Consider the following 23,545-nt stretch of genomic DNA (forward strand, 5'->3'; position numbering starts at 1 on the left):
AATCAATCATTCCGGTTGGTTGCTTTTCTTATCCATTGAGTTGTGGGCAGTACCATTTTAGAAAACGTTATGATATACTGGAAAGTAACGAACGAGCGGATAAATAAATGAAGTTTTCATATTTTAAATTGATTGGGAGCACTACAAAGTATATTTTGCGTATTAAAAAATAGGCGGAGACCATTTTAATATTGGGAACATAGCAGTTATTCGTGACAAAAAACGGAATACATATAGATAATAAAAAACAAAAAAAGGAACTAGGTAGATATGCAAAAATTAAATATTAACAACAATGAAGTTGCGTTTTACGCACTCGGTGGACTCGGAGAAATCGGGAAAAACATGTACTGTGTGCAATTTCAAGACGAAATTATTGTCATCGACTGCGGGGTTTTATTCCCTGAAGACGAACTTTTGGGTGTTGACTATGTCATCCAAGACTATACTTATTTAGTCGAAAACAAAGATAAAATTAAGGCAATTGTTATCACCCATGGTCACGAAGATCATATTGGTGGGTTGCCATTCTTCTTACAACAAGTCAATGTTCCCATTTATTCGGGTCCATTTGCCTTGTCATTAATTAAAGGTAAGTTAGAAGAAAAACATTTACTTCGCAATGCTGAATTAATTGAAGTTCAAGAAGATACGATTCTGAAATTTAACAAAATGTCAGTTTCATTTTTCCGTACGACCCACTCAATTCCTGATGCCTTAGGAGTTGCGGTGCATACACCTCAAGGAACCATTGTTGAAACTGGTGATTTCAAGTTTGATTTGACCCCTGTTGGTGGGTTACCATCACCTAACTTACAAAAAATGGCTGCTTTGGGTGAAAATGGCGTCTTGTTATTGGCGTCAGATAGTACCAATGCAGAACGACCTGAATTTTCAAAGTCAGAACAATGGGTTGACGTGCATATTCGTCGCGTCTTTGAAAAAATTAAAGGCCGGATTATTTTCGCTTCCTTTGCCTCAAACGTTTATCGTTTACGGGAAGCCTCTGATGAAGCCATGCGCCAAGGCCGCATGATTGCCGTAGTTGGCCGAAGCATGGAAAATGCAATTGCTGCCGGACAAGAATTAGGTTATTTGAACATTCCAGAGGAAGTGTTGATTGATCCTAATGAAATCAACTCATATCCACCTGAAAAGGTTTTGATTATGTGTACTGGTTCGCAAGGGGAACCAATGGCAGCTTTGAGCCGCATCGCTGCCGGAACTCACCGTCAAATCACCATTCAACCTGGTGATACAGTGGTCTTCTCAAGTAATCCAATTCCTGGTAACACAACTAGTGTTAACCAATTAATTAACAAGTTGGATGAAGCGGGCGCTACTGTTATTCATGGTTACTTGAATAACATCCATGCGTCAGGTCATGGTGGTCAACTAGAACAAGAATTGATGCTCCGTTTGATGAAGCCTAAGTTCTTCATGCCAATTCACGGTGAGTTTAGAATGTTGGAAGTTCATTCCAAATTGGCTGAATTAACTGGTATTCCTAAGGAAAATCGCTTCACCATGGAAAATGGGGATGTGTTGGCCTTAACCAAGGATACTGCACGCATTGCTGATCATATTGATACAGCCGGGGATGTTTACATCGATGGCCGTGATGTTGGTGATAGTGTCGGAAATCCAGAAATTCGCGAACGTCGTCTTCTTTCAGAAGAAGGGGTCGTGACTGCAATTGCAGTGGTTGATTTGAAAAACCATCAAATTGTCGCTGGACCAGACATTGTCTCACGTGGGTTCGTGTACATGCACGAATCACAAGAATTAATTAAAGCCGCCAACCATGAAGTCTTCTGGGCTATCTTAAATACATTTAAGAGTCGGAAGAAGATTGATGAACGTGCTTTGAACCGGACAATTGTGAGTCGTTTGCAAAAACTTCTCTATGCCCAAACTGGTCGCCGGCCAGTCATCATTCCAATGGTAACCATTATTAATAATGAAGAAAAACAAGCAGCAAAACAAACTGTTTAATGAGTGATTTGCTTGTTGAAATGAAATGGACTGTAATACAAAACTAATGTTTTGTATTACAGTCCATTTTTAATTTTCCGTATTTGTGTCACCGGGAGTATTAAACAGTTCTTCGTCTAAACCGCGCGCTACTTCGGCTTGAATGGTGACATGACCGATACCGTATTTTTCTTTTAATAACAATTCAATTTCGGCGTAGATGGGTTCAACTTCGCTAATCGGTAAATCTAACACATTGATGTGAGCGGAAAAAATGATTCGGTGTTCATCAATCATCCACGCATGAATGTGATGAACTGATATGACATCATCAATTGCCACGATATCATTTTGAATGGCGAGATAATCGAGCTTGGGGGATGCTTGCATTAAAATGGTAATCGTTTGTTTCACGATGGGCCAGGCTTCAAAACAAATGAAGACGGCCACACCAATGGTTAAGACTGGATCTACCCAGTCGATATGCCAAATCGTGACAATTAAAGCACCGACAATCACGCCAACTGATGATAAGGAATCACTTAGGACATGTAGATAGGTAGCTTTGATATTTAGGCTGCCTTCGCTGCCCTTATGAAGCAAGAGGGCAGACACTAAGTTGGCGAGTAGTCCAACGATAGCGACAACCAGCATCACTGGTCCATCAATTGTGGAAGGACTGGAGAATCGTTTCACGGCTTCTATTAATAAGAAAACAGAAACAATAATTAAAAATAAGGCATTGAGAAATGCAGAGAGAATTTCAGCCCGGCGGTAGCCAAATGTTTGCCGTTCGGTTTCGGGACGCTTCCCGATTAATTGGGCAAAGTAACCGAGCAAGATGGATAATGAATCACCTAAATTGTGAAACGCATCAGATAGCAGTGCTAAACTACCGGACACCAAGCCACCCAGGATTTCTACTATAGTAATAATTAAATTAAGTACCGTTACCCATAAAAACCGTTTACCTGAAATCTCTTCATCCACCACAGCCACCCCATTAATAAGTTGTTTATATGTACATTGTTGGTTCAATAGAATATTATGTATATTGAAATTATTTTTAGGTAGTCCTAACTTAAATATTATGATATGCTATTTGCAACTTGAATTCAATATCTCAATTACATATCACCACGATTATTATTTTTAAAACACTTAAGGAGAGTCACGGAACAAGCTTATGACACCAATGAAAGAAGATTATATCAAGATTATTTTTGAACTGGGTGGCACAGAACGTAAAATTTCAAATAAAGAAATTGCTCTCGGGTTAGACGTGGCCGCTGGCTCAGTGACAGAAATGATTACCAAGTTAGTCGAAGAAAAGTTAGTGATTCATGAACCTTATGCGGGGATTACCTTAACTCAATTGGGCCATCAATTAGCCATTGAATTGGTGCGCAAGCATCGACTATGGGAAACATTTTTAGTTGATGATTTAAAATATGAAGTGGCCGATGTCCATTCCGAAGCTGAAGTACTCGAACATCAAACGAGCGACAAACTCGCCGATGCTTTATATGATTTTCTCGGCAAACCAAAGTTTTGTCCTCATGGTGGTGTAATTCCTGATGAAAATGGTGATTATCCAGAAAGTTCCAATATTGTTTTAGCAGATATTGAAGACGGGCAGGAAATCAAAATTACTAGAATTATCGATAATCATGATCTGTTAACGTATCTTCATAATTTAGGTGTCAGCGCGAACACCAAAGTGATTGTTTTAAGACATGAACCATTTGAGGGGCCAATTATTGTAAAACGGCTCGCAGATGAGACAGAAATCAGCATTTCGTTCAAAGCTGCGCACAATATTTTCGTTCAATAAAGCTAAATTGGACGGCGATTTGATAAAACATTAAAAAATCTTAGTTTTCTTAATAAAGTAGTGAGTTGTAGGTATCTTTTTAAAAATTGGTATGCTATACTAAATCTTGTAGTTTAAGTAAGGTAATTTTGGTTCGATCGTTTCATTGTTTGGAATATCCCCAATTTGCACCGGAGCATGAATTACAAAAAAACGTACGTGCAATTGCACAGGAGGATTTTCAACATGGAACAAGGAACAGTAAAATGGTTTAACGCAGATAAGGGCTTTGGTTTTATCACTCGCGAAGATGGCAACGATGTATTCGTACATTTCTCAGCTATCCAAGGTGACGGATTCAAGACTCTTGATGAAGGCCAATCAGTAACTTTCGACGTAGAAGAAAGTGACCGTGGACCACAAGCAGTTAACGTAAACAAGGCTTAATTTTAAATTAAATCTTATCTCCCAGAGCCGTCCGGTTCTGGGAGTTTTTTTGTGGTTTTATGTTGAATAACCACGTTTAGATAGTGCATAATAGGCAAGGTTAGAATAACAATAAAGGTGGCGAGATTACATGGACATGAGTTTTGAAAAACAGACCCATATTTTAAATGCCTGTCTACAGGCCGGACGAATATTAATTGAAAATGGTTCCGAAATGGCGCGGGTGATTGATACGATGCAGCGCATTGCTTATAATGCCGGCGTAGTTAACGCACAAATGTTTGTGACAGTGACAGGGATTGTAATCTCGATTGATAACCATCCCAATGCGCAGGTGGCGAGTATTGAACATCGTTCCATCGATTTGGATAAGGTGGCACGAGTTAATCAATTGTCTCGTCAATTTGCCCAACAAGAAATTGACTTACCAGAATTAGTGCGGTTGCTAGATCGAATTGATAATGATACGCCGACTTTTTCATTTCTCGTCCGTTTTTTAGCGGCAGCAATGTTGAGTGCGGTCTTACTGATTATTTTTACTCACGAGTATGTCGATGCACCCGCTGGCTTTGTAATTGGCGGAATTGGCTTTGCCATTTTTTACTTTTTTAATCATAAATTTCAAGTGCAATTTTTAAGTGAATTTTTTTCATCGTTTGTGATTGGTATTTTAGCATTAGTTGCGGTTAAATTAGGACTGGGAGTCCATTTTGATAATATTATTATTGGCAGTATCATGCCCCTGGTCCCTGGCGTGCCGATTACCAACGCAGTTCGTGACTTGGTCAGTGGCAACTTAATCAGCGGCCCGGCACGAGCGTTTGAAGCTTTAATTTCAGCTGTTGCAATCGCAGGCGGCATTGTCGTCGTGTTGAACTTTATTTAGGAGGAAGATAATGATACTTGATAATATGATCTTCCAACTAATTATGGCGTACGTCGCAACGATTTGTTTTGGAATCATTATGAACATTCCGCATCAAGCCTTTAACGTTGCTGGTTTAATTGGCGCGGGCTCATGGGGTGTTTACCTGGTACTGAGCCATCTAGGTGTTGGAATTGCTTTTGGTAACTTAGTGGCGGCCTTTTTAATCAGCGTGGCGAGCTTGTATGCTGCTAAGTATAAAAAAATGCCAATGATGATTTTTAATATTCCGAGTCTGGTATCCTTTGTTCCCGGTGGGCAGTCGTATCAGATGGTCAGAAACTTTGCGATTGGCCATACGCAAACCGCGTGGTCATTTTGCGTGCAAGTGATTGTCATTGCGGGTGCATTGGCAATGGGATTTGTGCTAGGTGAAATGTATCATCGCTTTTCGACTTATTTTCGGACTGAAGTAATCAAAAAAATGTGAATTTAATCAAAAGTTGAGAAAGATTACCTTGGTACGTATGCTAAGATAGAAACAACTAATTATTTGGGGGAACAAACCATGTTCATTGAACAAGACAAAGATAGAATTAAGAGATTCCTGTGGTCAGGCGTGTTCGTGATTATCCTTGCGTGCCTAGTCATGTTTAACTCAGTGGTGTTTCAACTGTGTGATTCGTTAATTCAAGGATTTTTTACCACAACGCAAACTAACTTTCGTGATAAATTAATGACGATTGTGACGTTCCTTGGAGAGCCGAAGCTGGCGATTGTGTATACCTTTATTATTGCCTTATTGCTATGGGGATTTAAGTATAAAATTCCGGCATTGTGGGCGTTAGGAACAATTGTTGGCGGAGATATTGTAGCTTACATTTTAAAAGCAATTGTGAAACGTGCCCGTCCGGTTCAGCATTTAAAGGGTGACGACGGTTATAGTTTCCCAAGTGGTCACGTCTTTGGTATGTTTTTGGTGATTGCCATCATCTTTATTATCGTGGTGCCACTGATTCAAAGTAGCTTACGACGCTTTATTTTGGAAGCTATCCTCGTGATTTTCTTGATTTTACTCGCTATTTCACGGGTTTATCTTTTCGCACATTACCCAAGTGATACGATTGCAGCCGTTTTATTGGCTTATGCCTGGTTGCAAGTATCGGAATGGTTGTATGTGTGGTTAGCGCCAATTTTAAAACAATGGAAGTTCGTCTCTAATTCAGAGATTTAAATATTTGGACGCGTTCGGTGGTTGTGCTATGCTTTAACTAAGGACAGCTAACTAATTTACTGGAGGTGCGCCATGGACAAATTACATCGTTCTAGAGATAAAGTACTTGCCGGAGTTTGCGGAGGCTTTGCCGAGCGTTATGGCTGGGATAAAGCGATTGTGAGAATTATTTATGCCACAGCAATGGTCTTTACCGGATTTTTCCCCCTCGGATTAATCTATATTGTGGCGGCAATCGTGATGCCAGGTGCAGACGATTAAAAATTATATTTAAACAAAAATGAGATTGAAGCTAAATAACTAGGCTTCAATCTCATTTTTTAAATCGTTTTAGCTAACCATTCCAGCACTAACGTGGTCCAGTGAGCGACGTGTGGTTGCACATGAGCATCATCTTTGGCGGTAGCTTCAGTCGCTAAATTTAAGCCGTGGGGACCGTGATGAAACAAGTGGAATTCCTGAGGGATGTGTTGTTTTGAAAGGGCCAGACTGTACTCAATTGAGTTAATTGAGGGAACCAGTGGATCATCATCAGTGGCCCAAAGAAAGGTTGGCGCATTGGTACTGTGCACATGCTTTTGAGCAGCGTAGTAACTTGGATCATCCGTCCAACTTGCTTCAACTTCAGCTGAGTTTGGGAATCCAAGTTGTGAATCAATGACTGGATAACCTAGGATGACGGCGTTGGGTTGCATTTCAGCACTAGTTGCCCCGGCTGCCTCAGCTAACCAAGGGGCGTGCCAAAAATTGTTGTACAAGCTTATTAAGTGGCCGCCAACTGAAAAGCCCATCACGACAATTTTGTCAGGGTCTACTTGCCATTCGGTGGCTTGGTGGCGAATTAATTTGAGACTTTTAGCAATTTCAATTAACGGACTTGGTAGCAAAGGTGATTTTTCGTTCACGAAACTATAACGCAGGATAAAACAGCGAAAACCATGTTCGGCAAAATATAGGGCGGTTTTTTCGGCTTCCGGCAAACTAATATGGGTATATGAACCGCCTGGAACAAATACTAAAGCGGGTTGAACCTGTGATTGATTGTCAGTAAAATAAGTAGTTAATGAGGCGGATGTTTGGTAATTATCGTCTGCCAGTGGGATAGTTTGTATATTCATTGAAGTACCTCGTAAAAATAGATTTGTCTAGGAGCTATTATAATGCAAGATACGTATGAGACCAATAGATTATTAATTAACCGTTTTGCGCTAACCGATGTCACAGATGTCGCAGATATGTTTGAGGATCAAGAACTCAATTTAATGAGTGGCTTACGGTTACCGGAGACACGGCCAGAAAAATTAATGGGTTTAACGATGTTAGTTAAGACCCAAAACTCATTAATTTATATTTTGCGAAATAAAAAATCGGGAAATGCGGTCGGATTAGTTGTGTTTTACCGGATGTATTTATTAAACTATGTGTATTCAGAGTTTGAGTGCGAAATTGGCTTTGTATTGAGTCGTGATTCATGGCAACAAGGATTAATGAGCGAAGCACTTCGACAGTTGATCAGTGCGTATTTTGAAGAGACAGATTTTGTTGGTATTTATGCGGGTGCACATTCAGGTAATGTCCGATCACAAGCGTTATTGAAACGCATGGGATTTCAAGCTAAGAAAGTACCGCGTTACCTGAGTGAAGATCAATTTGATGAACAATTAGAGTATTTTTATTTGTCTGAATCAATGTTAAATGATTGATAAACTATGGAGGGGTCATTTTGAAACTCACAAAGAAAGTCGAACAGGCGGCGTGCATTTTGACGTTACTCGCGACACAAGAACAAGATATACCGCTATCGTCGGAATTGATTCATACCCGTCTGGGTGGCTCATCTAGTTATTTAAAAAAAATCATGCGTAAATTAGTCGTGGGTAAAATCGTACATTCGATTCCGGGGACGAATGGCGGTTTTACGGTCAGTCGCTTACCGAGTCAAATTTCCATGTATGAGTTAGTGACGGCGGTTGAAGGTGAAATTCAAAGTTATCGACCAACTGGCATTATTGACAATGTCTTTGCCGATATACATTCATATGTGAAAGATGGTAATAAAATCATCAGTCAAGTTTTTGATGAAGCCGATGAAAAATGGGTTGCGGCATTGAAACAACACAGTGTGAATGAATTATTATTGAATTTATTGCATGTGTCGCAGGTACCGAAAATTGACTGGAATGAAAGCATTAGCTCACCAGAAGATTTTCGCCAACAATTATTAGATAACTTGAAAATCGTTTAAGCTATTGAGGTTTCGCCTGAATGGTGTATAATATTTGTCATATCGAAAGAAGAGGTCGCGTGACTCATCAGTAGATGGCTTTAGACGAATGAGCGTCGTAGAGCTGTTGAAAGGGTGCCATGCCGAAATGGATGACTACTTATTTTAGTTGTCTGTTGGGCCCTGGTCTAATAAATCAGGGACTGTCGCAAAAATATTTGCGGGGCGCTGTCGACGATTTGACCGGAAGAATAGGGGTCTTTTTGTTTGCGTGACAAACAAAGAGATCTTTTTTTATTTTATGTCAATTCTCTCTCTTTTAGATCAAACAGGTAATGTGGTATGTAGCACAAGGAGGAGATTCAATATGGCAACACAAGATTCAGGTAACAACCAAGTTAAGCGTGGACTCAAGACGAGACATCTCTCAATGATTGCGTTGGGTGGTTCAATCGGAACCGGGCTCTTCATCGCGAGTGGCTCGGTTATCCATCAAGCAGGTCCTGGTGGAGCACTAGTCGCATATGCAATTATGGGGATGATGGTTTTCTTCTTGATGACCAGTTTAGGTGAAATGGCAACTTATATGCCATTGACCGGTTCGTTTGCAGCATATTCAACCAAATTCGTGGATCCGGCACTAGGTTTTGCGATGGGTTGGAATTATTGGTTTAATTGGGCAATTACGATTGCCGTAGAAATAACGACAGCGGGGGTTGTGGTCAACTTCTGGTTGCCTCATGTTCCTAGTTGGATATTTAGTTTGATCACGTTAGTCTTAATTTTCGCCATTAATGCACTTTCGGTTAGTACCTTTGGGGAAGCTGAGTATTGGATGGCCATCATTAAAATTGTCACCGTGGTGATTTTCCTAATTGTCGGATTATTCATTATTGTCGGCATTTTGGGTGGTAGTAAACCAGTTGGCTTTTCAAACTTAACGTACAAACAAGCCCCATTCGTTGGTGGGTTAGCGCCAATGCTGGGAGTCTTCTTAGTTGCTGGATTCTCGTTCCAAGGAACTGAATTAATCGGAATCACGGCTGGAGAATCAAAAGATCCACAAACTAGTATTCCCAAGGCTATCAAGTCAACTTTTTGGCGGATTTTGATTTTCTATATCTTATCAATTTTCGTGATTGCTTGTGTGCTTCCATATACTAGTCACAACTTGCTGGGTTCATCTGAAGCTGATATCGCCATGAGTCCATTTACATTGGTCTTTAAGCGTGCCGGTTTAGCCGCTGCTGCTAGTGTGATGAATGCAGTTATCTTAACCGCCGTGGTGTCTTCAGCCAACTCTGGTTTGTATGCTTCAGCCCGGATGTTGTATTCATTATCATTAGAAGGATATGCACCTAAGATTTTCAAAATTACCAACATTCGTGGAATTCCTATGTATTCCGTGTTAGGAACTACCATTATTGGAGCATTAACCTTTTTAACAGGAATCTTTGGACCTCGCGTTTATGAATTCTTAATTGCCGCTAGTGGGTTAACTGGATTCATTGCTTGGTTAGGGATAGCAATCTCTCATTTGCGTTTCAGGCGTGCTTTCATCGCTCAGGGCCATTCGGTCAGTGAACTGAAATATCACGCTGCTTGGTTCCCATTAGGGCCTATTTTAGCCTTAGTATTGTGTGTGTTGGTCATTGTGGGTCAAGACTTAACTGCCTTTGCAAAACTCGACTGGGCCAAAATTGGAATTACTTATATGAGTGTGCCATTATTTGCCGTCTTGTATTTCTACTACAAAATTCGTCACAAGACACACGTCATTCCATTAAAAGAAGTGGATTTGACACCTAAAACTAAATCAGAATCATTTGAAGAATAATTAACTACAGTGATAGGTCGCTAATCAGCGGTCTGTCGCTGTTTTTGGTTTTGTAACAATCTAGTAACCTCTGAAGCTAAAATATGATGATACAATTATATTCGGACTTATTTGAACGAGGAGAATGAATATGATTGTATTATCTGGAACAATTGGTGCTGGTAAGACCAGCTTGACACAAATGCTGGCTGATCATTTACATAGCCAAGCCTTCTATGAATCGGTTGATGACAATGAAATTTTGCCATTATTTTATAAAGATCCAAAGAAATATGGATTCTTACTCCAAATGTATTTTTTAAATAAACGACTAGAGGAAATTAAAAATGCCTCATCTAATCCAACTGATGTGTTGGATCGGTCAATTTTCGAAGATCCATTGTTGTTTAAGCTAAACGCGGACCTTGGACGAGCAACTTCAACGGAAGCTGAAATTCATGAATCCCTTGTGCAAAATATGATGGAAGAATTACCCGAAGTACCACAAAAGAAGAATCCAGACTTGCTGATTTGCGTCCAAGTTTCATTTGATACGATGCTAGAACGCATCAAAAAACGGGGTCGTTCATACGAACAAATTGATGAAGATCCAAGTCTGTATGAATACTACTTAAGCTTGAACCAACGCTATTCAGAATGGTTCGACAAGTATGATAAAAGCCCTAAGTTGGCCATTGATGGTGACAAATACAATTTTGTTGAAGATCAAGATGCCCAAGCACACGTTTTAAAGATGGTTGATGCCAAATTAAAGGAATTATCAATTATCTAATTTTGTCTCGTATCGCCTAAATAAAAGTATTATTTTTTCAAAGAAATGTATCTGAATACCGTTGACAAGGGTTTTAGGTCATGATAAAGTAATATAGTTGTCTTATGGCGATATGTACAATGGAGGATTAGCTCAGCTGGGAGAGCGTCTGCCTTACAAGCAGGATGTCACAGGTTCGAACCCTGTATCCTCCATTTCACTCGGAATAGTGAAAAGTTACAATTTAATACACATTTGCGGATGTGGCGGAACTGGCAGACGCGCAAGATTTAGGTTCTTGTATCTTTTAGATGTGGGGGTTCGATTCCCTTCATCCGCATATTTGCCGACTTAGCTCAGTTGGCAGAGCACCTGTCTTGTAAACAGGGGGTCGGAGGTTCGAATCCTCTAGTCGGCATGTTACGCCTTTAAAGGAATTGACTATTTTATGATGGTCATTTTTTTTTTGGACAAAAAAATGACCATCGCGTTGGTTACGATGGACTGTAGATGACAATGAGCCATTAAAATTTAATTTCATCAACATAGTTTAGTTGACGATGATAATCGAGCTCGATAAAATCGGTTGGTCGAACGTCACCGGCTTTTTTATCAAAGTAAGCAACGTCGGCAATTTCTAACATGCGGTAAACAAATTGCGAACAAAACATGATATTGCGACGCAATGAACGCTTAGTAATTAAGCCGAGAATATTATACGCACTACCAGTCGTATTGATTTCACGAATCGTGTTCAATACGATTTCTTTTTGTGCTCGGGTGACAGGGAGGCGGTAGATTAAAATACTTGCGTCATCATTTTTGTGAAGTGATGATAACATTTCAGGATTTAATCCAGGTGGATAAACCCGTTCACCACCGTTGTACGAAATAATGGTCGACAATTCACGGTCAAAGCTGAGGCTGGCATGGTTAAATTGCTTTTGGGTAAATAATCCAATCAATTGACTGGCGGGAGTACCAGTATTGGAAACCACGATATACAAGTTCGGATCATCTAAGGATTGTTCGGCCCGGGCGAAGAAATCGGTATCGAGCGAACGTTCATTAATGTAATTGAGTGAATTATGACGGTGTAAATCACTAAACAATGCTTTAATATTGTTGCCTGACAGCACATGGCCAACACTTGAAACTTGTTCATGAATGGCTTGTAGATTTTCTTTAAATGGTTCAAAACTAATTGTTGCTAGTTCACCGAGTGATGGTAAATAAAATATATCATCATTTTTTCGCATGACCGCCCACTCTAGTAAAAATGGGAGTGGCAATAAGATAGCTGCGATGATTCTAGTGAAGAAGTATTGATCAACGTTGGCATTAGCGATAAATACAATTTGAACTACCATCACCGCAATGTAACCAAATGAAAGAATTACTTTCAGATTAGTTGGATAGCGAGTGGTGATACAAACTTTGAGTGTTAAAAATAGTGCAATCATGATACTAGCGACAATGAATAAGGGCAGATTACCAAAAATCGCCATAATTATTAGCAAAAAAAATGCAACTCGTTGGAAAAGTTGCTGATAACGAAATATATCATTCATAGATTTAATTCCTTCTAGTTAGTAGATTAGAACTGATTATACCATAGAATCTACATTGCCCAACTAGGCAGTCAAAGTTTGCCTAGAGGGACGATGTGCAGAGTCAATAGGTTCTTTATAGTAGTCCTTGTTAATAAATATTAAATTAAAGAGGACAATTAAATGAGTTATTTAGAACTGCAAGACATTCATAAATCGTATTATTTAGGTAAAGAAGAATTCCCGGTTTTGAAGGGGATTGACTTAAAATTTGAATTAGGAGAATTTGTTTCCATTCTCGGCGAATCTGGTGGTGGAAAATCCACGTTGATGAACATCATTGGTGGGCTAGACCGTAAGTTTGATGGTAGTGTGATTGTTAACGGACAAAAACTGACTAACATTAGTGGTGAATCATAATTCGACGGAATTATGATTCACCACTTTTTCTTTTTTTGCTAAAGTGGTAATGAAGTTGACATGTCGAAGGTCTATTTGGCGCACCTTCTGGTGACGTCGTCACAAAAACTGGCAACTTCATTTGGTTCACAAATTAACTCGCTCGAAGTCCGTTGGCTATTTAAAGTCGTGTATTGAAAATTGAGATGAGTGAATCAGTGAATACAACTTTCATAAAGGTGGTAGTTAGTCATGGATATCGTATTTGGTATTGATGTAAGTAAGCACAGCTCCAATATAGCAATTTTGATTGAACAAAAGGTTTACAAAGAATTCAAAATTCAAAATGACCGGCATGGGTTTGAAATTCTTGAAGATGAGCTAGATGGATTAACATCACCACAGATAATTTTTGAATCTTCAGGAATCTATTCTCGCAGTATACGTGCATTTCTGATTCGTAACGGTTGGCAATATACAGAAATTAATCCTTTAGCAGCTAAGAAGGATATGGATAGTTTTCGCCACAATAAAAATGACCGATTAGATGCAGTTTCATTGGCAATGGCGATGTCACAACATCACTACAAGCCAACATTTCAGGAACAACCAGTTTATTCAGAACTGCATGATTTAGAACGGACATATCAAGAGCTGAAGGAAGATATTGTTAGGGCTAAGAATCGATTACATCAAAAACTACAACTGGCTTTCCCCGAAATTGAACGATTCTTAAGTGTCACCGATGGTGCATTGTATTGGCACATCGTTCAGCAGTTTCCACATCCATCTCTGGTTTTAGAAATGGGAATTACCGAACTGGCTCGGCTAATTATTGAAGCGACACCTAAGAACATGGGTGAACGTCGTTCGCTGGTTCTAGCCCAGCACTTACAAGATTTGGCATATAATTCAGCTCCAGCTGTTGAAAACTGCACACATGCCGTCCAAGCTGTAATTTATTTAGCCGGAGAAGTAGAACGACTCGATACTTTGAAGAAGAAAACGATTGACGAAATGACTGAAATTTCAGCTAATCTTCAGGAAATTCCCATTCTACAATCGATTCCAGGAATTGGTATTAAAACAGCAGTATGTTTGGTGGCTGAATTGGGAGATATCCGCAGATTTAGAAAACCTAATGCGATTAATGCTTATATCGGAATTGACTTAATTCAATATCAATCTGGGGACTTTGAAATGGGACAGCACATCAGGAAGCGTGGGAATACCTACGCTCGTAAAATACTTTTCAAAGCTGTACTGAATATAGTGAGTGTCTCAAGATATCATCCTAGTAACATTAGTCTGTTCTATCAAAGAAAAAAGCAATCTTCCGGTGACATTCACACCAAGAAGATTGCCATAGCTGCGATGGGAAGGCTCAATCGAACCATCTACCACCTCATCAAAAATAATGAATTTTATGACCCTATGAAGTTCACGCCAGAACTGTAGATCATTATCCATTCAAATACATTATAGCATCTCAAAAATTAGGAATACTAGAGATGTTTATTTTGTGTACACTCAATTTAATTTAATTGATCTTTTTCAGTTCATATACGTTATTAAATAGGCCTGTAGCCATGCTTTATTAAAATAAAAAACCATTAGAACGAGGTTTCCCTTGACTAATGGTAGAAAATTAAATCACAGTGATGAAAAAGCGCTAGATTCATATCGACGTGATACTATCGGTTACATTTACCAAGCCTACAATTTGATTAACCACTTATCAATTTTAGATAATGTGCTGATTCCATTGGATATGACAACCTTATCTAAAAGTGAACGCGAGCAGAAAGCAACCGAATTACTAGATAGGGTTGGTTTACTGGAACAGATTCATAAGTTCCCTAATCAGCTTTCTGGTGGTCAAAAGCAACGGGTCGCAATTGCTCGTGCTTTAGCCAGTGATCCGAAAGTAATCATTGCCGATGAACCAACCGGAGCCCTGGATGCTGAAAACACGCAAGAAGTGCTACAAATTTTAAATGAAATTGCTGAAGAAGGCCGCTTAGTGATTGCGGTCACTCACTCGCAAACGGTGGCAGATTCTGGGACACGGATTGTGCATATGGTGGATGGAAAGATTGATGGTGATACTCATTTACGTGACGCTTATCCGGTCAGTCATGAGGTGAGTACGAAATCCTCACGATTATTGCCAGCCTGGGTGAGCTACAAAACAGCCTATAAACATTTGAAATATAACGGGTGGCGCAATTCATTAATTGTCTTTGGGACTGCCGTTGGGTTGTTTGCGGTGATGTTATTTTCTGGATTAGGGAATGGCATTTCTGGCTATATTGATAAGCAAGTTACGGATTTAGCCAGTCCACAGGTGATATCGGTATCAAAATATAGTAAATCATCAGGCGATGCAGCTGGACCATCTGCTTCGGCTGCAGCCACGACAGTCAAAACCTTGAGTAACGATGATATTAAGGAAATTAAGGACGTCAAAAATGTGGCGACGGTTGAAAAAAGTTATTCGGCAGCCAATGTCACTTTGCAATCTGGTTCAAAATCAACAGTGGTCTCTTCCTTAAAAACTGGACCAATACCAGCTCCACTTCGTCTATTGTTAAAGGTTCTAAACCAGGATCTGGTGAGATTTTACTCGATAAAGCATCGGCCAAGAAGATTAATAAGAATTGGAAGAGTCTAGTTGGCAAGACGATTGAGGTTTCATATACCACGTTAGACAAAGATGGTAATAGTGCAGCGGTGAAAACAACAGCTAAAGTTTCAGGAATTGCTAGTGCTTCCAATAGTATGGGGATGACTTCCTTAACGGCAATTAACACTAAAACTTTAACGGATGCGATGAAAGCTAGCAACGTTGACACGAGTGCAGCTTCAGTGGCCGTTAAAATCAACAAATTGAACAATGTGACGAAAACAACGAAGAAAATCAACACGTTGAAGGATAGTGGCAAACGTGAATATACAGCGACTTCAATTGGCTCAATGATTAGTACCATCAAGACTTACGTTAACTTGGCAACAATGGTATTGTCAGCAATTGCAGCAATTTCATTACTCGTGTCAGCATTGATGATTATTGTGACGATGTTTATGTCAGTTAGTTCTCGAACGAAAGAAATCGGAATTTTACGAGCTTTAGGTGAAAGTAAGAGTGATATTCGCCGTTTATTCATCAGTGAATCACTGATTATCGGGGTAGTGAGTGCCACATTAGCCACGGCGTTAGCGTTTGGACTCGGAGTCGGGATTAACTTCATGCTCAGCTCAATAGCAGATTATAGTTTTGTGCAAATTAGCTTTGGTAATGTGGTTACCACGTTTATCTCAGCGTTAGCCATTTCATTAATTGCCGCTTACTTGCCAGCTCGACGCGCTGCAAGTTTGAATCCAATTGATGCCTTGAGTGCCGACTAGTTCAGCTAGTAGTTAGTTATCGTTTGTTGTACAATCAAATCAGAAATAATGGGAGACAGTCAATGAACGATACAAACCAATTAAGTAGTGCTAGTAAAGCTATCAAAAGCGTGAGAATACCAATGTTGATTGTGATGTTGGTATTTTCGTTTGCCGCGGTCTTTGTTAATCAAGTGGTGACGGATAATGATTTTTTAGGCCCAGCCTTACCAGGCAAACCATATTTTTCATCGGCAATTCAAGCCACGTTGATGGGTATCTGTATCATTTACCAACTCACGATGATTTGGTTGAGCCCACGCATTGTGGCTGTCGCACCGAAAACCTTAATTTTTGGTCAATTAATACCAACGTTAATCATTAATTTTTTAGTCAACGGAATTTTCATTGTCAACATGATTGGCTTGTTTACAATTCTGCTGATTGAGTCAATTGTGATTTTCTCACGACCTCGGAAAATCTTGATTAGCATTATCTGTATTTACTCGGCATTAATTGTTAGTTATGCACTGTTGTCGAGTACTATCCGAGGATTACTGGTGTTGCAATCACTCATTTTCATGGGTATTGCGGCGTGGTATTTCTATCGAATTTATCAAAAAGCCGTGGAGGAACGTAACCGAGCCGAGGATTTAGTTGATGAATTAAAAGTGGCCTATTCGCAAATTGAAGAAGTGACGGTTAAGGCCGAACGACAACGAATTGCTCGAAATTTACACGATACGTTGACTCAAGAATTAGCTGGGATTAGTTTACAACTCAGTGCGGCCGTGAAGAACCTGGACAAAGGTAATTTGACGGCAGTCCGAGAAATTTTGACGGAAACCAGTGCGGCCAGTCGCTCATCACTGAAAGAATCGCGAGAATTATTGTCTGAACTGTGCACGATTCAATATGATAACCTTTCAGATCGATTAGCGATGCTATTTGATGCTTTCCAAAAGGGACATCAACTTAAAATTCAAAACAGTTTGAAAGATGTACCCGAATACTCACAAGAACAAATGACTGAAATTGTGCGAATTGTAGTGGAAGCCTTGAACAATGTAGAGAAACACACTGATGCTAAGGAAGTAATTATTCGGTCAGATATTAAGGATGCAATGTTCGTCCTCCAAATTATTGATTTTGGTGCAGGTTTTAGTTTGGAAAAACCTAATCTGAAGGGACACTACGGAATGCAGGGGATGCAAGAAAGGGCCATCTCACTTGGTGGAGCTTTGGATGTTACCAGTGTGGTTAATGAATGTACGACGGTTACACTGAAAATTCCGACGGTTAGGAAGGAAACCTTATGAGTAAAATAAAAGTCTTAGTCGTGGATGATCAACAAATTTTGCGGAATGGATTGACTATGATTCTCAATTTAACTGATGATTTAGAAGTAGTTGGTAGTACCGCAAATGGTGTGGAAGGAATCAAGCAAATTGAGTCCGTGGCACCTGATGTGGTCTTGTCCGATATTCGCATGCCAGAGATGGACGGCATTCAAATGTTGACTGAACTTAAACGAATAGGCAACTCGGTACCGGTAGTGATGTTAACTACCTTTGATGACCAGGGGCCAATTCAAGAGGCGCTCAAACTCGGAGCTAAAGGCTTTCTCTTGAAAGATTCAGATGAGGAGTTAATCACGAGTGCAATTCGTGGCGCCGTCAATAATCAGGTGAGTTTAGATCCTAATATTATTGCGAAAGCTTTGTCACCGACTGCAACGGCTGAAGAACAAATCACATTAACTGACCGTGAATTTGAAGTTTTGAATCAAGTCGCTCAAGGCTTGCATAATCAAGAAATTGCCGATCAAATGCATCTCAGTGAATGAACAATTAAGGTTCATTTAACGTCAGTTTATAGCAAATTACAGGTTGAAACCCGTGCAGAAGCGGTCGCTAAAGCCATGAAATTAGGTATTATTAAACTGTAAAAAACGATATCATCATTTAAATTTGATGGTATCGTTTTTTGGATTAATGAACCTCTGGTGTTGTGTTTTCAACTGGTTTATCAATGTGTGATGATTCTGAAGTTTCGAGCATTCTCCAGTAAACAATCAATGAAACCAGTGCCGCCGCAGCGACGTAATAGAAGAATAGCGATTCAAGGCTAGCTTGACGTAACCACAGAGCCACGTATTCAACCGTTCCACCGAAGATGGCTACTGTGAGTCCATAGGGGAAACCAACGCCAAGTGCTCGAATTTCAGTTGGGAATAGTTCGGCCTTCACAATTGCATTGATAGAAGTATAGCCAGAAACAATCACGACCCCGGCCAACATCAATAGGAAAGCGACAAAGTTTGAATTCGTATTTGATAGAAGTTTAAAAATTGGGACGGTAAAGACGGTGCCACCAACCCCAAACCAAAGGAGTAACGGTTTACGACCAATTTTATCTGACAATGCGCCAAAAATAGGTTGTAAGATTAACATAATGAGTAAGGCAGAAAAGTTAATTAAGGTAACCACCTTTTTGTCTAATCCGGTCGTGTTAATCATAAATTTTTGGAGATAGGTCGTATAAGCATAGAAGGCAATCGTACCGCCAAAGGTTAACCCAACGACAGTGAAGAATTGACGAGGGTATTGGAAGAGTAATTTTAATGTGCCGGCCTTCTTTTCTTTTTTGGCCTTTACGTCATTAAATTGATCTGATTCTTCCATGGTGAGCCGGAGCCAGAGTACAATTAAAGCACCAAAGGAACCAATCACAAACGGAATTCTCCAACCAAATTGGTATATTTGAGCATCGGTGAGTACATTTTGTAAGACAATCTGAACTAATAGTGCCAAAAGTTGTCCAGATATTAATGTGACATACTGAAACGATGAATAAAAACCACGCTTTTTAGGGGATGCCATTTCAGACAAGTAGGTGGCAGAAGTCCCGTATTCACCACCCAGTGATAATCCTTGAAACAAGCGGGTAATGACTAAAATAATTGGTGCCCAGATGCCGATAGTGGCATATCCTGGAGTAATTGCAATTACTAGTGAACCACTGGCCATAATAATAACTGATAACGTGAGTGCCGTACGGCGACCATGACGATCGGCGAACCGGCCAAAAATGAATGAGCCAAGTGGGCGCATGAAAAATCCAATTGCAAAGACTGCTGCTGTGGAAAGTAATTCAGCCGTTTTATCCTCTGATGGGAAAAATGCTGCGGAAAAATAAATTGCGAACGAAGCATAAACGTACCAATCAAACCATTCGACCATGTTTCCCAATGATCCTTTAAGAATATTAGTCGCAATTTTTCGTTCGCTTCTTGGTGCAGGTGCTGTATTCATAATTTAGTCCTCCTCTTCTCTTAATCGAGTAGGGACAATGTTACACGGGGATGGCAGATACTTCAATTGGTTGAGAAAAGTTCAATGGATAATAAAGTTTGCTTGAGATTTTGACTTATATTATGAGATTTTAATGAGAGTGTGCTTTCTTTTATAAAGTGACGATTTAAGTCGATTCTTGTTGAAGTAGTATTTTTTGTCTAAATGAAATCGAGACATTTTCGCCGACGATTCACACTTTTCTTTGAATAACTTGGGTTTGCTTGAAAACTATAAGTCACTGGTATATATTTGTATGTGAAAAGAGAACCAGCTGATGGCACAGCTGATTCCCTACCTAATATAGTGTCACTTTGCTTGAGTAACCGTTTAAACGGCTACTTTATTTTTTTTAATCGTGTTTTACCCAGCAACTTCGTCACCTAACTTAAACAAAGCAAATCATTTTAAAATTCAAAACAATTTGCTTTGTTTTTCGTTATTGCTCCGAATTTGAACGCCGGGTGCAATACTCTCTTCTTAACACTGTAATCATCTGACATGTGTCATTGAACAATTTAAAATAGTCCAATTCACAAAGTGACCTTTCTTTAGTTTTCACCATTCAGACCCCCTAACATATAAAGTTGGTTGTATAGGTCTGCTATGTGACACTAATGTATTAGGTAGCGGTTTTTAGCCACTCACTATATAAATACGTAAATAAATATCAATTACATTTTATTAGATGCAATTTTTTGATTTTTCATCGTAAATTTGTGAAAAACATGATGCCAGAGAATCTTAATAAAATCGAGACATTTTCGTTTACCAATTATTTAAGACATTATCACTGGCGATTCACAAAATTCGAACAAAATGGTGAAGGTGCATTGACAGAATTGAAGTTATAGCGTAATATACTTTAAGTCGGATGGCCGATAACAAAGCATTTGCGGAAGTAGTTCAGTGGTAGAACATCACCTTGCCATGGTGGGGGTCGCGGGTTCGAATCCCGTCTTCCGCTTTGTTACTAATTTGCACCCATAGCGCAACTGGATAGAGTGTCTGACTACGAATCAGAAGGTTGTAGGTTCGACTCCTACTGGGTGCATACGAAAAAGCAGCTAAACTTAATTGTTTAGCTGCTTTTGTTTACCATATTATTTAATTTAAACGATTGATGCACCACCATCAACGGCAACGTATTGTCCTGTGACATAACTGGAAGCGTCAGATGAAAAGAATAAAATAGTGCCATTTAATTCACCGCGTTTACCAGGACGTGAAGCCGGGGTAGTTGCGTTGTAGGCAGCTAAGAAACCTTCATTTTTAAACAAGGTATTTTCTGTCATTTCACTTTCAAATAGTCCAGGGCCAATTGAGTTGACCGTAATATTATCTTGAGCATATGATGCGGCCATACCAAGGGTTAAACCACGGACACCATCTTTAGAAGCGTTGTAATTATGACGCCATAATACTGGTACTTTATCAGCAATAATGGCGTTTACTGATGCAATATTGACGATCTTACCGTATTTAGCTTTACGCATCAATGGAACTACGTACTTGCTCATTAAGAAAGGCCCCTTAACATTGATGGCCATTCCTTGATCCCAGGCTTCTTCGGTAAGATCTTCCACACCACCAGGAACTGCGACCCCAGCGTCATTTAATAAGATATCGACTTTGCCAAATGTATCAACAACTTTTTGCACGCCATCTTTGACTTGTCGTTCATTGGAAACGTCAACTGAAACCGGAAGAGCTTTGCGCCCCATGGCTTCAATTTCTTTGGCAACGGCTTCAAGTTTTTCTGCACGACGGGCAAATAAAGCGACGTCGGCACCAGCTTTGGCATAGGCACGAGCGGCATCTGCCCCTAAACCAGAAGATGCTCCAGTGACAATCGCAACTTTACCCTCTAAATTGTATAAATCTGACATATTAATTCTCCTCGTGTTTTTAGTATAGTCATTCAATTGACCACTTTCATTGTAACCCGAACTACAGCTACGATTCAAAAGAAATAACTTCAAGTTAACTATTATTTTTTGCAACTAATTTTTGTACAAAATCACGGAAAGCTTGTTCACCTGGTGACAGGGTGGCATCGAGAACTTGGACGAAGTAAATATCACGCATAAATTCGACCCCGGTTAGCTCTTTGGCTGCCAAATTGTGGGCTTGGATAAAGTCTGCGAATTGTGTTAACTCGACTTGGAAATCAGGAATAATGGCCACACCTAAATTTTGTGCGACAAATTCAAGTAAAAAAGTATCTTCAGAAGTCTCAAAGTAGCTGGCGGGGACCGTATGGCGCTTGATCAACTTATTCAAATGACGATTGTAGATATCATATTCTTTTCCTTTAATACCGAGAGCTTGGCCATTCAAGTCAGCAAAAGTGAGAGATGGATGTTGGTATAACGGATTGTCTGGCGAGACCAAAATGCGGTAATGATTACGGGCGACAAAAAAACCATCGTATTTTTTTAAATCAATCGGACCGTTAATGAATCCAATGTTGGCGTGGTGATCATTTAACATATTTCGCAATGCCGAATCCGGGAATTCTACCAAATTTAAAGTTATCTCGGGATGGTCCGCTTGAAAGCTTTGAAAGAAATTGAAACCTAAAAAAGATAAGAATCCGTAAGTTGAAAAGACACTGACAATCTCATTGGCGAGTCACGTATCGTCCGTGGGTGCGTTGATACTTTGAAACATTAACTCTAGTTCGGTCGCTTTATTATATAAATTATGAGAGTATGCAGTAGGTTTAATGCCAGCTTTTGAGCGCATAAATAATTGCACCGATAAATCCGCCTCCATCCGATTAATGGCTTTGGCGACTCCTTGCGGCGACATGAAAAGTTTCTCAGATGCCGCTGAAAAAGAGTGATTGTCATAAGTTGTTGTAAATATTTTTAAGTCGTTAGTGTCCATTTGTCATTCACCTCAAGATAATTGTAAGTATTTAATGATACAGTTGTAACTTTTAGTTTCAAGGTAGTCTTCTTTAGTTGATTTATTTGCAAGAATTACTGCTTTATACTGTTCACGTAGTTAAGTTACTTAGTCAAACACAAGAGGAGATAAACTGATGAAAAGATTTGAAACATTAAGTCAAATTCAAGATGCAGGTATTATCGCGGTGGTTGGAGCAGAGACTGCAGACAAGGCCATCAAAGTGGTTGAAGCGTTAGTTGCTGGTGGAATTAAGGGAATTGAGCTGACTTTTACAGTTCCACAGGCGGATCAAGTAATTAGTCAACTGGCCGCTAAGTATGCGCAGACCGACGTCGTTATTGGGACTGGGACAGTGCTAGAACCTGTGACGGCACGTTTGGCCATTAATGATGGTGCTCAGTTTTTGGTCAGCCCTTTGTTTGATGAAGGAACGGCGAAGATGGCTAACTTGTATCAAGTTCCTTACTTGGCAGGTGCGTTTACTATTACAGAAATAAAAACTGCCCTGGAAGCCGGCGTGGATATTGTTAAGATGTTTCTAGGGGCGGAAGCTTCACCATCGATGGTCAAAGCAGTGATGGCACCCATGCCACAATTGAGTATTATGCCTTCTGGTGGTGTGAGCCTAGACAATATGGAAGAATGGATTAATGCCGGCGTCGTTGCATTAGGTGCTGGTGGTAATTTGTTGAAACCAGCTGACACGGACGATTATGCCGGGGTTACCGCAATGGCAAAGAAGTTTATGACTAAATATCGCCAACTGAAGCAAAAATAACCCTTGTGTAATACCAA

The 23,545-nt window shown here is 39.8% G+C and carries 24 protein-coding genes, 5 tRNA genes, 1 pseudogene and 1 riboswitch; of the genes and pseudogenes, 23 read left to right on the top strand and 7 right to left on the bottom strand.

Annotated elements, in window-relative coordinates; genetic code table 11:
• Positions 1-270 precede the first annotated feature (270 nt).
• Positions 271-1,995, top strand: a complete 1,725-nt coding sequence (gene rnjA / locus F0161_RS03195; protein ID WP_137601026.1) for a ribonuclease J1 — start codon at positions 271-273, stop codon at positions 1,993-1,995.
• A 69-nt stretch (positions 1,996-2,064) separates the two neighbouring features.
• Here rnjA and F0161_RS03200 read toward each other — a convergent pair whose 3' ends face one another.
• Positions 2,065-2,964, bottom strand: a complete 900-nt coding sequence (locus F0161_RS03200; protein ID WP_150203706.1) for a cation diffusion facilitator family transporter — start codon at positions 2,962-2,964, stop codon at positions 2,065-2,067.
• A gap of 196 nt (positions 2,965-3,160) precedes the next feature.
• Here F0161_RS03200 and F0161_RS03205 point away from each other — a divergent pair, with 196 nt between their 5' ends.
• The 6 genes from F0161_RS03205 (at position 3,161) to F0161_RS03230 (ending at position 6,594) form a co-directional block, all read left to right on the top strand.
• On the top strand, positions 3,161-3,808 hold the full coding sequence (locus F0161_RS03205) for a metal-dependent transcriptional regulator (protein WP_150203707.1): 648 nt from the start codon (positions 3,161-3,163) through the stop codon (positions 3,806-3,808).
• A gap of 225 nt (positions 3,809-4,033) precedes the next feature.
• Positions 4,034-4,234 carry a cold-shock protein gene (locus tag F0161_RS03210; protein ID WP_137601029.1) on the top strand — a complete coding sequence of 67 codons (201 nt, stop codon included), beginning with the start codon at positions 4,034-4,036 and terminating at the stop codon, positions 4,232-4,234.
• 136 nt (positions 4,235-4,370) lie between these two features.
• Positions 4,371-5,120, top strand: a complete 750-nt coding sequence (locus F0161_RS03215; RefSeq protein ID WP_137601093.1) for a threonine/serine exporter family protein — start codon at positions 4,371-4,373, stop codon at positions 5,118-5,120.
• Between the two features lie 10 nt (positions 5,121-5,130).
• Positions 5,131-5,589: a threonine/serine exporter family protein gene (locus tag F0161_RS03220; protein ID WP_150203708.1), complete on the top strand. Its 459-nt coding sequence runs from the start codon at positions 5,131-5,133 to the stop codon at positions 5,587-5,589.
• A gap of 78 nt (positions 5,590-5,667) precedes the next feature.
• Positions 5,668-6,333, top strand: coding sequence for a phosphatase PAP2 family protein (locus F0161_RS03225; RefSeq protein ID WP_150203709.1), 666 nt, complete (start codon positions 5,668-5,670; stop codon positions 6,331-6,333).
• A gap of 72 nt (positions 6,334-6,405) precedes the next feature.
• Entirely contained in the window at positions 6,406-6,594 is a 189-nt protein-coding gene (locus F0161_RS03230; protein ID WP_137601032.1) for a PspC domain-containing protein, read from the top strand.
• Positions 6,595-6,653: 59 nt separating this feature from the next.
• Here the strand turns inward: F0161_RS03230 and F0161_RS03235 are convergent, their stop codons facing one another.
• Positions 6,654-7,451: an alpha/beta hydrolase gene (locus tag F0161_RS03235; RefSeq protein ID WP_150203710.1), complete on the bottom strand. Its 798-nt coding sequence runs from the start codon at positions 7,449-7,451 to the stop codon at positions 6,654-6,656.
• Positions 7,452-7,493: 42 nt separating this feature from the next.
• Here F0161_RS03235 and F0161_RS03240 point away from each other — a divergent pair, with 42 nt between their 5' ends.
• The 7 genes from F0161_RS03240 (at position 7,494) to F0161_RS03270 (ending at position 11,563) form a co-directional block, all read left to right on the top strand.
• Positions 7,494-8,036, top strand: coding sequence for a GNAT family N-acetyltransferase (locus F0161_RS03240; protein WP_150203711.1), 543 nt, complete (start codon positions 7,494-7,496; stop codon positions 8,034-8,036).
• Positions 8,037-8,056: 20 nt separating this feature from the next.
• Positions 8,057-8,578, top strand: a complete 522-nt coding sequence (locus tag F0161_RS03245; RefSeq protein WP_150203712.1) for an RrF2 family transcriptional regulator — start codon at positions 8,057-8,059, stop codon at positions 8,576-8,578.
• A 41-nt stretch (positions 8,579-8,619) separates the two neighbouring features.
• A riboswitch (Lysine riboswitch) is annotated at positions 8,620-8,796 on the top strand.
• Between the two features lie 128 nt (positions 8,797-8,924).
• Positions 8,925-10,394 (top strand): amino acid permease, encoded by a 1,470-nt coding sequence (locus tag F0161_RS03250; protein WP_150203713.1) that lies wholly within the window; start codon positions 8,925-8,927, stop codon positions 10,392-10,394.
• A gap of 130 nt (positions 10,395-10,524) precedes the next feature.
• Positions 10,525-11,166, top strand: coding sequence for a deoxynucleoside kinase (locus tag F0161_RS03255; protein WP_150203714.1), 642 nt, complete (start codon positions 10,525-10,527; stop codon positions 11,164-11,166).
• Between the two features lie 121 nt (positions 11,167-11,287).
• Positions 11,288-11,360, top strand: a tRNA-Val gene (locus F0161_RS03260).
• A gap of 42 nt (positions 11,361-11,402) precedes the next feature.
• A tRNA-Leu gene (locus F0161_RS03265) sits at positions 11,403-11,485 on the top strand.
• 5 nt (positions 11,486-11,490) lie between these two features.
• Positions 11,491-11,563: transfer RNA gene (locus tag F0161_RS03270), tRNA-Thr, on the top strand.
• 106 nt (positions 11,564-11,669) lie between these two features.
• Here the strand turns inward: F0161_RS03270 and F0161_RS03275 are convergent.
• Positions 11,670-12,716: a hypothetical protein gene (locus F0161_RS03275; protein WP_137601038.1), complete on the bottom strand. Its 1,047-nt coding sequence runs from the start codon at positions 12,714-12,716 to the stop codon at positions 11,670-11,672.
• A gap of 162 nt (positions 12,717-12,878) precedes the next feature.
• On the opposite strand from F0161_RS03275, the pseudogene F0161_RS03280 reads away from it, so the two are divergent.
• The 6 genes and pseudogenes from F0161_RS03280 to F0161_RS03305 all read left to right on the top strand — a co-directional run.
• A pseudogene (locus F0161_RS03280) lies at positions 12,879-13,091 on the top strand (ATP-binding cassette domain-containing protein); the annotation flags it as partial.
• A gap of 255 nt (positions 13,092-13,346) precedes the next feature.
• On the top strand, positions 13,347-14,552 hold the full coding sequence (locus F0161_RS03285) for an IS110 family RNA-guided transposase (RefSeq protein WP_150203715.1): 1,206 nt from the start codon (positions 13,347-13,349) through the stop codon (positions 14,550-14,552).
• A 172-nt stretch (positions 14,553-14,724) separates the two neighbouring features.
• A complete protein-coding gene (locus F0161_RS11815; RefSeq protein ID WP_404825404.1) occupies positions 14,725-15,768 on the top strand; it encodes an ATP-binding cassette domain-containing protein in 1,044 nt (347 codons plus the stop codon).
• 59 nt (positions 15,769-15,827) lie between these two features.
• Entirely contained in the window at positions 15,828-16,502 is a 675-nt protein-coding gene (locus tag F0161_RS11820; protein ID WP_150203717.1) for an ABC transporter permease, read from the top strand.
• A 62-nt stretch (positions 16,503-16,564) separates the two neighbouring features.
• Positions 16,565-17,800 (top strand): sensor histidine kinase, encoded by a 1,236-nt coding sequence (locus F0161_RS03300; protein ID WP_150203718.1) that lies wholly within the window; start codon positions 16,565-16,567, stop codon positions 17,798-17,800.
• Positions 17,797-18,327, top strand: coding sequence for a response regulator transcription factor (locus tag F0161_RS03305; RefSeq protein ID WP_150203719.1), 531 nt, complete (start codon positions 17,797-17,799; stop codon positions 18,325-18,327). Before F0161_RS03300 ends, F0161_RS03305 begins: the two co-directional genes overlap by 4 nt.
• 145 nt (positions 18,328-18,472) lie before the next feature.
• Here the strand turns inward: F0161_RS03305 and F0161_RS03310 are convergent, their stop codons facing one another.
• Entirely contained in the window at positions 18,473-19,795 is a 1,323-nt protein-coding gene (locus F0161_RS03310; protein ID WP_150203720.1) for an MFS transporter, read from the bottom strand.
• A 934-nt stretch (positions 19,796-20,729) separates the two neighbouring features.
• Between F0161_RS03310 and F0161_RS03315 the strand changes: the two genes are divergently transcribed.
• Both F0161_RS03315 and F0161_RS03320 read left to right on the top strand, forming a co-directional pair.
• A tRNA-Gly gene (locus tag F0161_RS03315) sits at positions 20,730-20,801 on the top strand.
• A 13-nt stretch (positions 20,802-20,814) separates the two neighbouring features.
• Positions 20,815-20,888: transfer RNA gene (locus F0161_RS03320), tRNA-Arg, on the top strand.
• A 58-nt stretch (positions 20,889-20,946) separates the two neighbouring features.
• Here F0161_RS03320 and F0161_RS03325 read toward each other — a convergent pair.
• From F0161_RS03325 to F0161_RS03335, 3 genes are all read right to left on the bottom strand, one after another.
• Positions 20,947-21,723: an SDR family NAD(P)-dependent oxidoreductase gene (locus F0161_RS03325; RefSeq protein WP_150203721.1), complete on the bottom strand. Its 777-nt coding sequence runs from the start codon at positions 21,721-21,723 to the stop codon at positions 20,947-20,949.
• 94 nt (positions 21,724-21,817) lie between these two features.
• A complete protein-coding gene (locus tag F0161_RS03330) occupies positions 21,818-22,456 on the bottom strand; it encodes a LysR family transcriptional regulator substrate-binding protein (protein ID WP_150203722.1) in 639 nt (212 codons plus the stop codon).
• A 12-nt stretch (positions 22,457-22,468) separates the two neighbouring features.
• A complete protein-coding gene (locus tag F0161_RS03335) occupies positions 22,469-22,726 on the bottom strand; it encodes a helix-turn-helix domain-containing protein (protein WP_150203723.1) in 258 nt (85 codons plus the stop codon).
• 157 nt (positions 22,727-22,883) lie between these two features.
• Here F0161_RS03335 and F0161_RS03340 point away from each other — a divergent pair, with 157 nt between their 5' ends.
• A complete protein-coding gene (locus tag F0161_RS03340) occupies positions 22,884-23,528 on the top strand; it encodes a bifunctional 2-keto-4-hydroxyglutarate aldolase/2-keto-3-deoxy-6-phosphogluconate aldolase (RefSeq protein ID WP_150203724.1) in 645 nt (214 codons plus the stop codon).
• Positions 23,529-23,545 lie beyond the last annotated feature (17 nt).

The organism is Paucilactobacillus nenjiangensis (assembly GCF_008632615.1).
Lineage (GTDB): Bacteria > Bacillota > Bacilli > Lactobacillales > Lactobacillaceae > Paucilactobacillus > Paucilactobacillus nenjiangensis.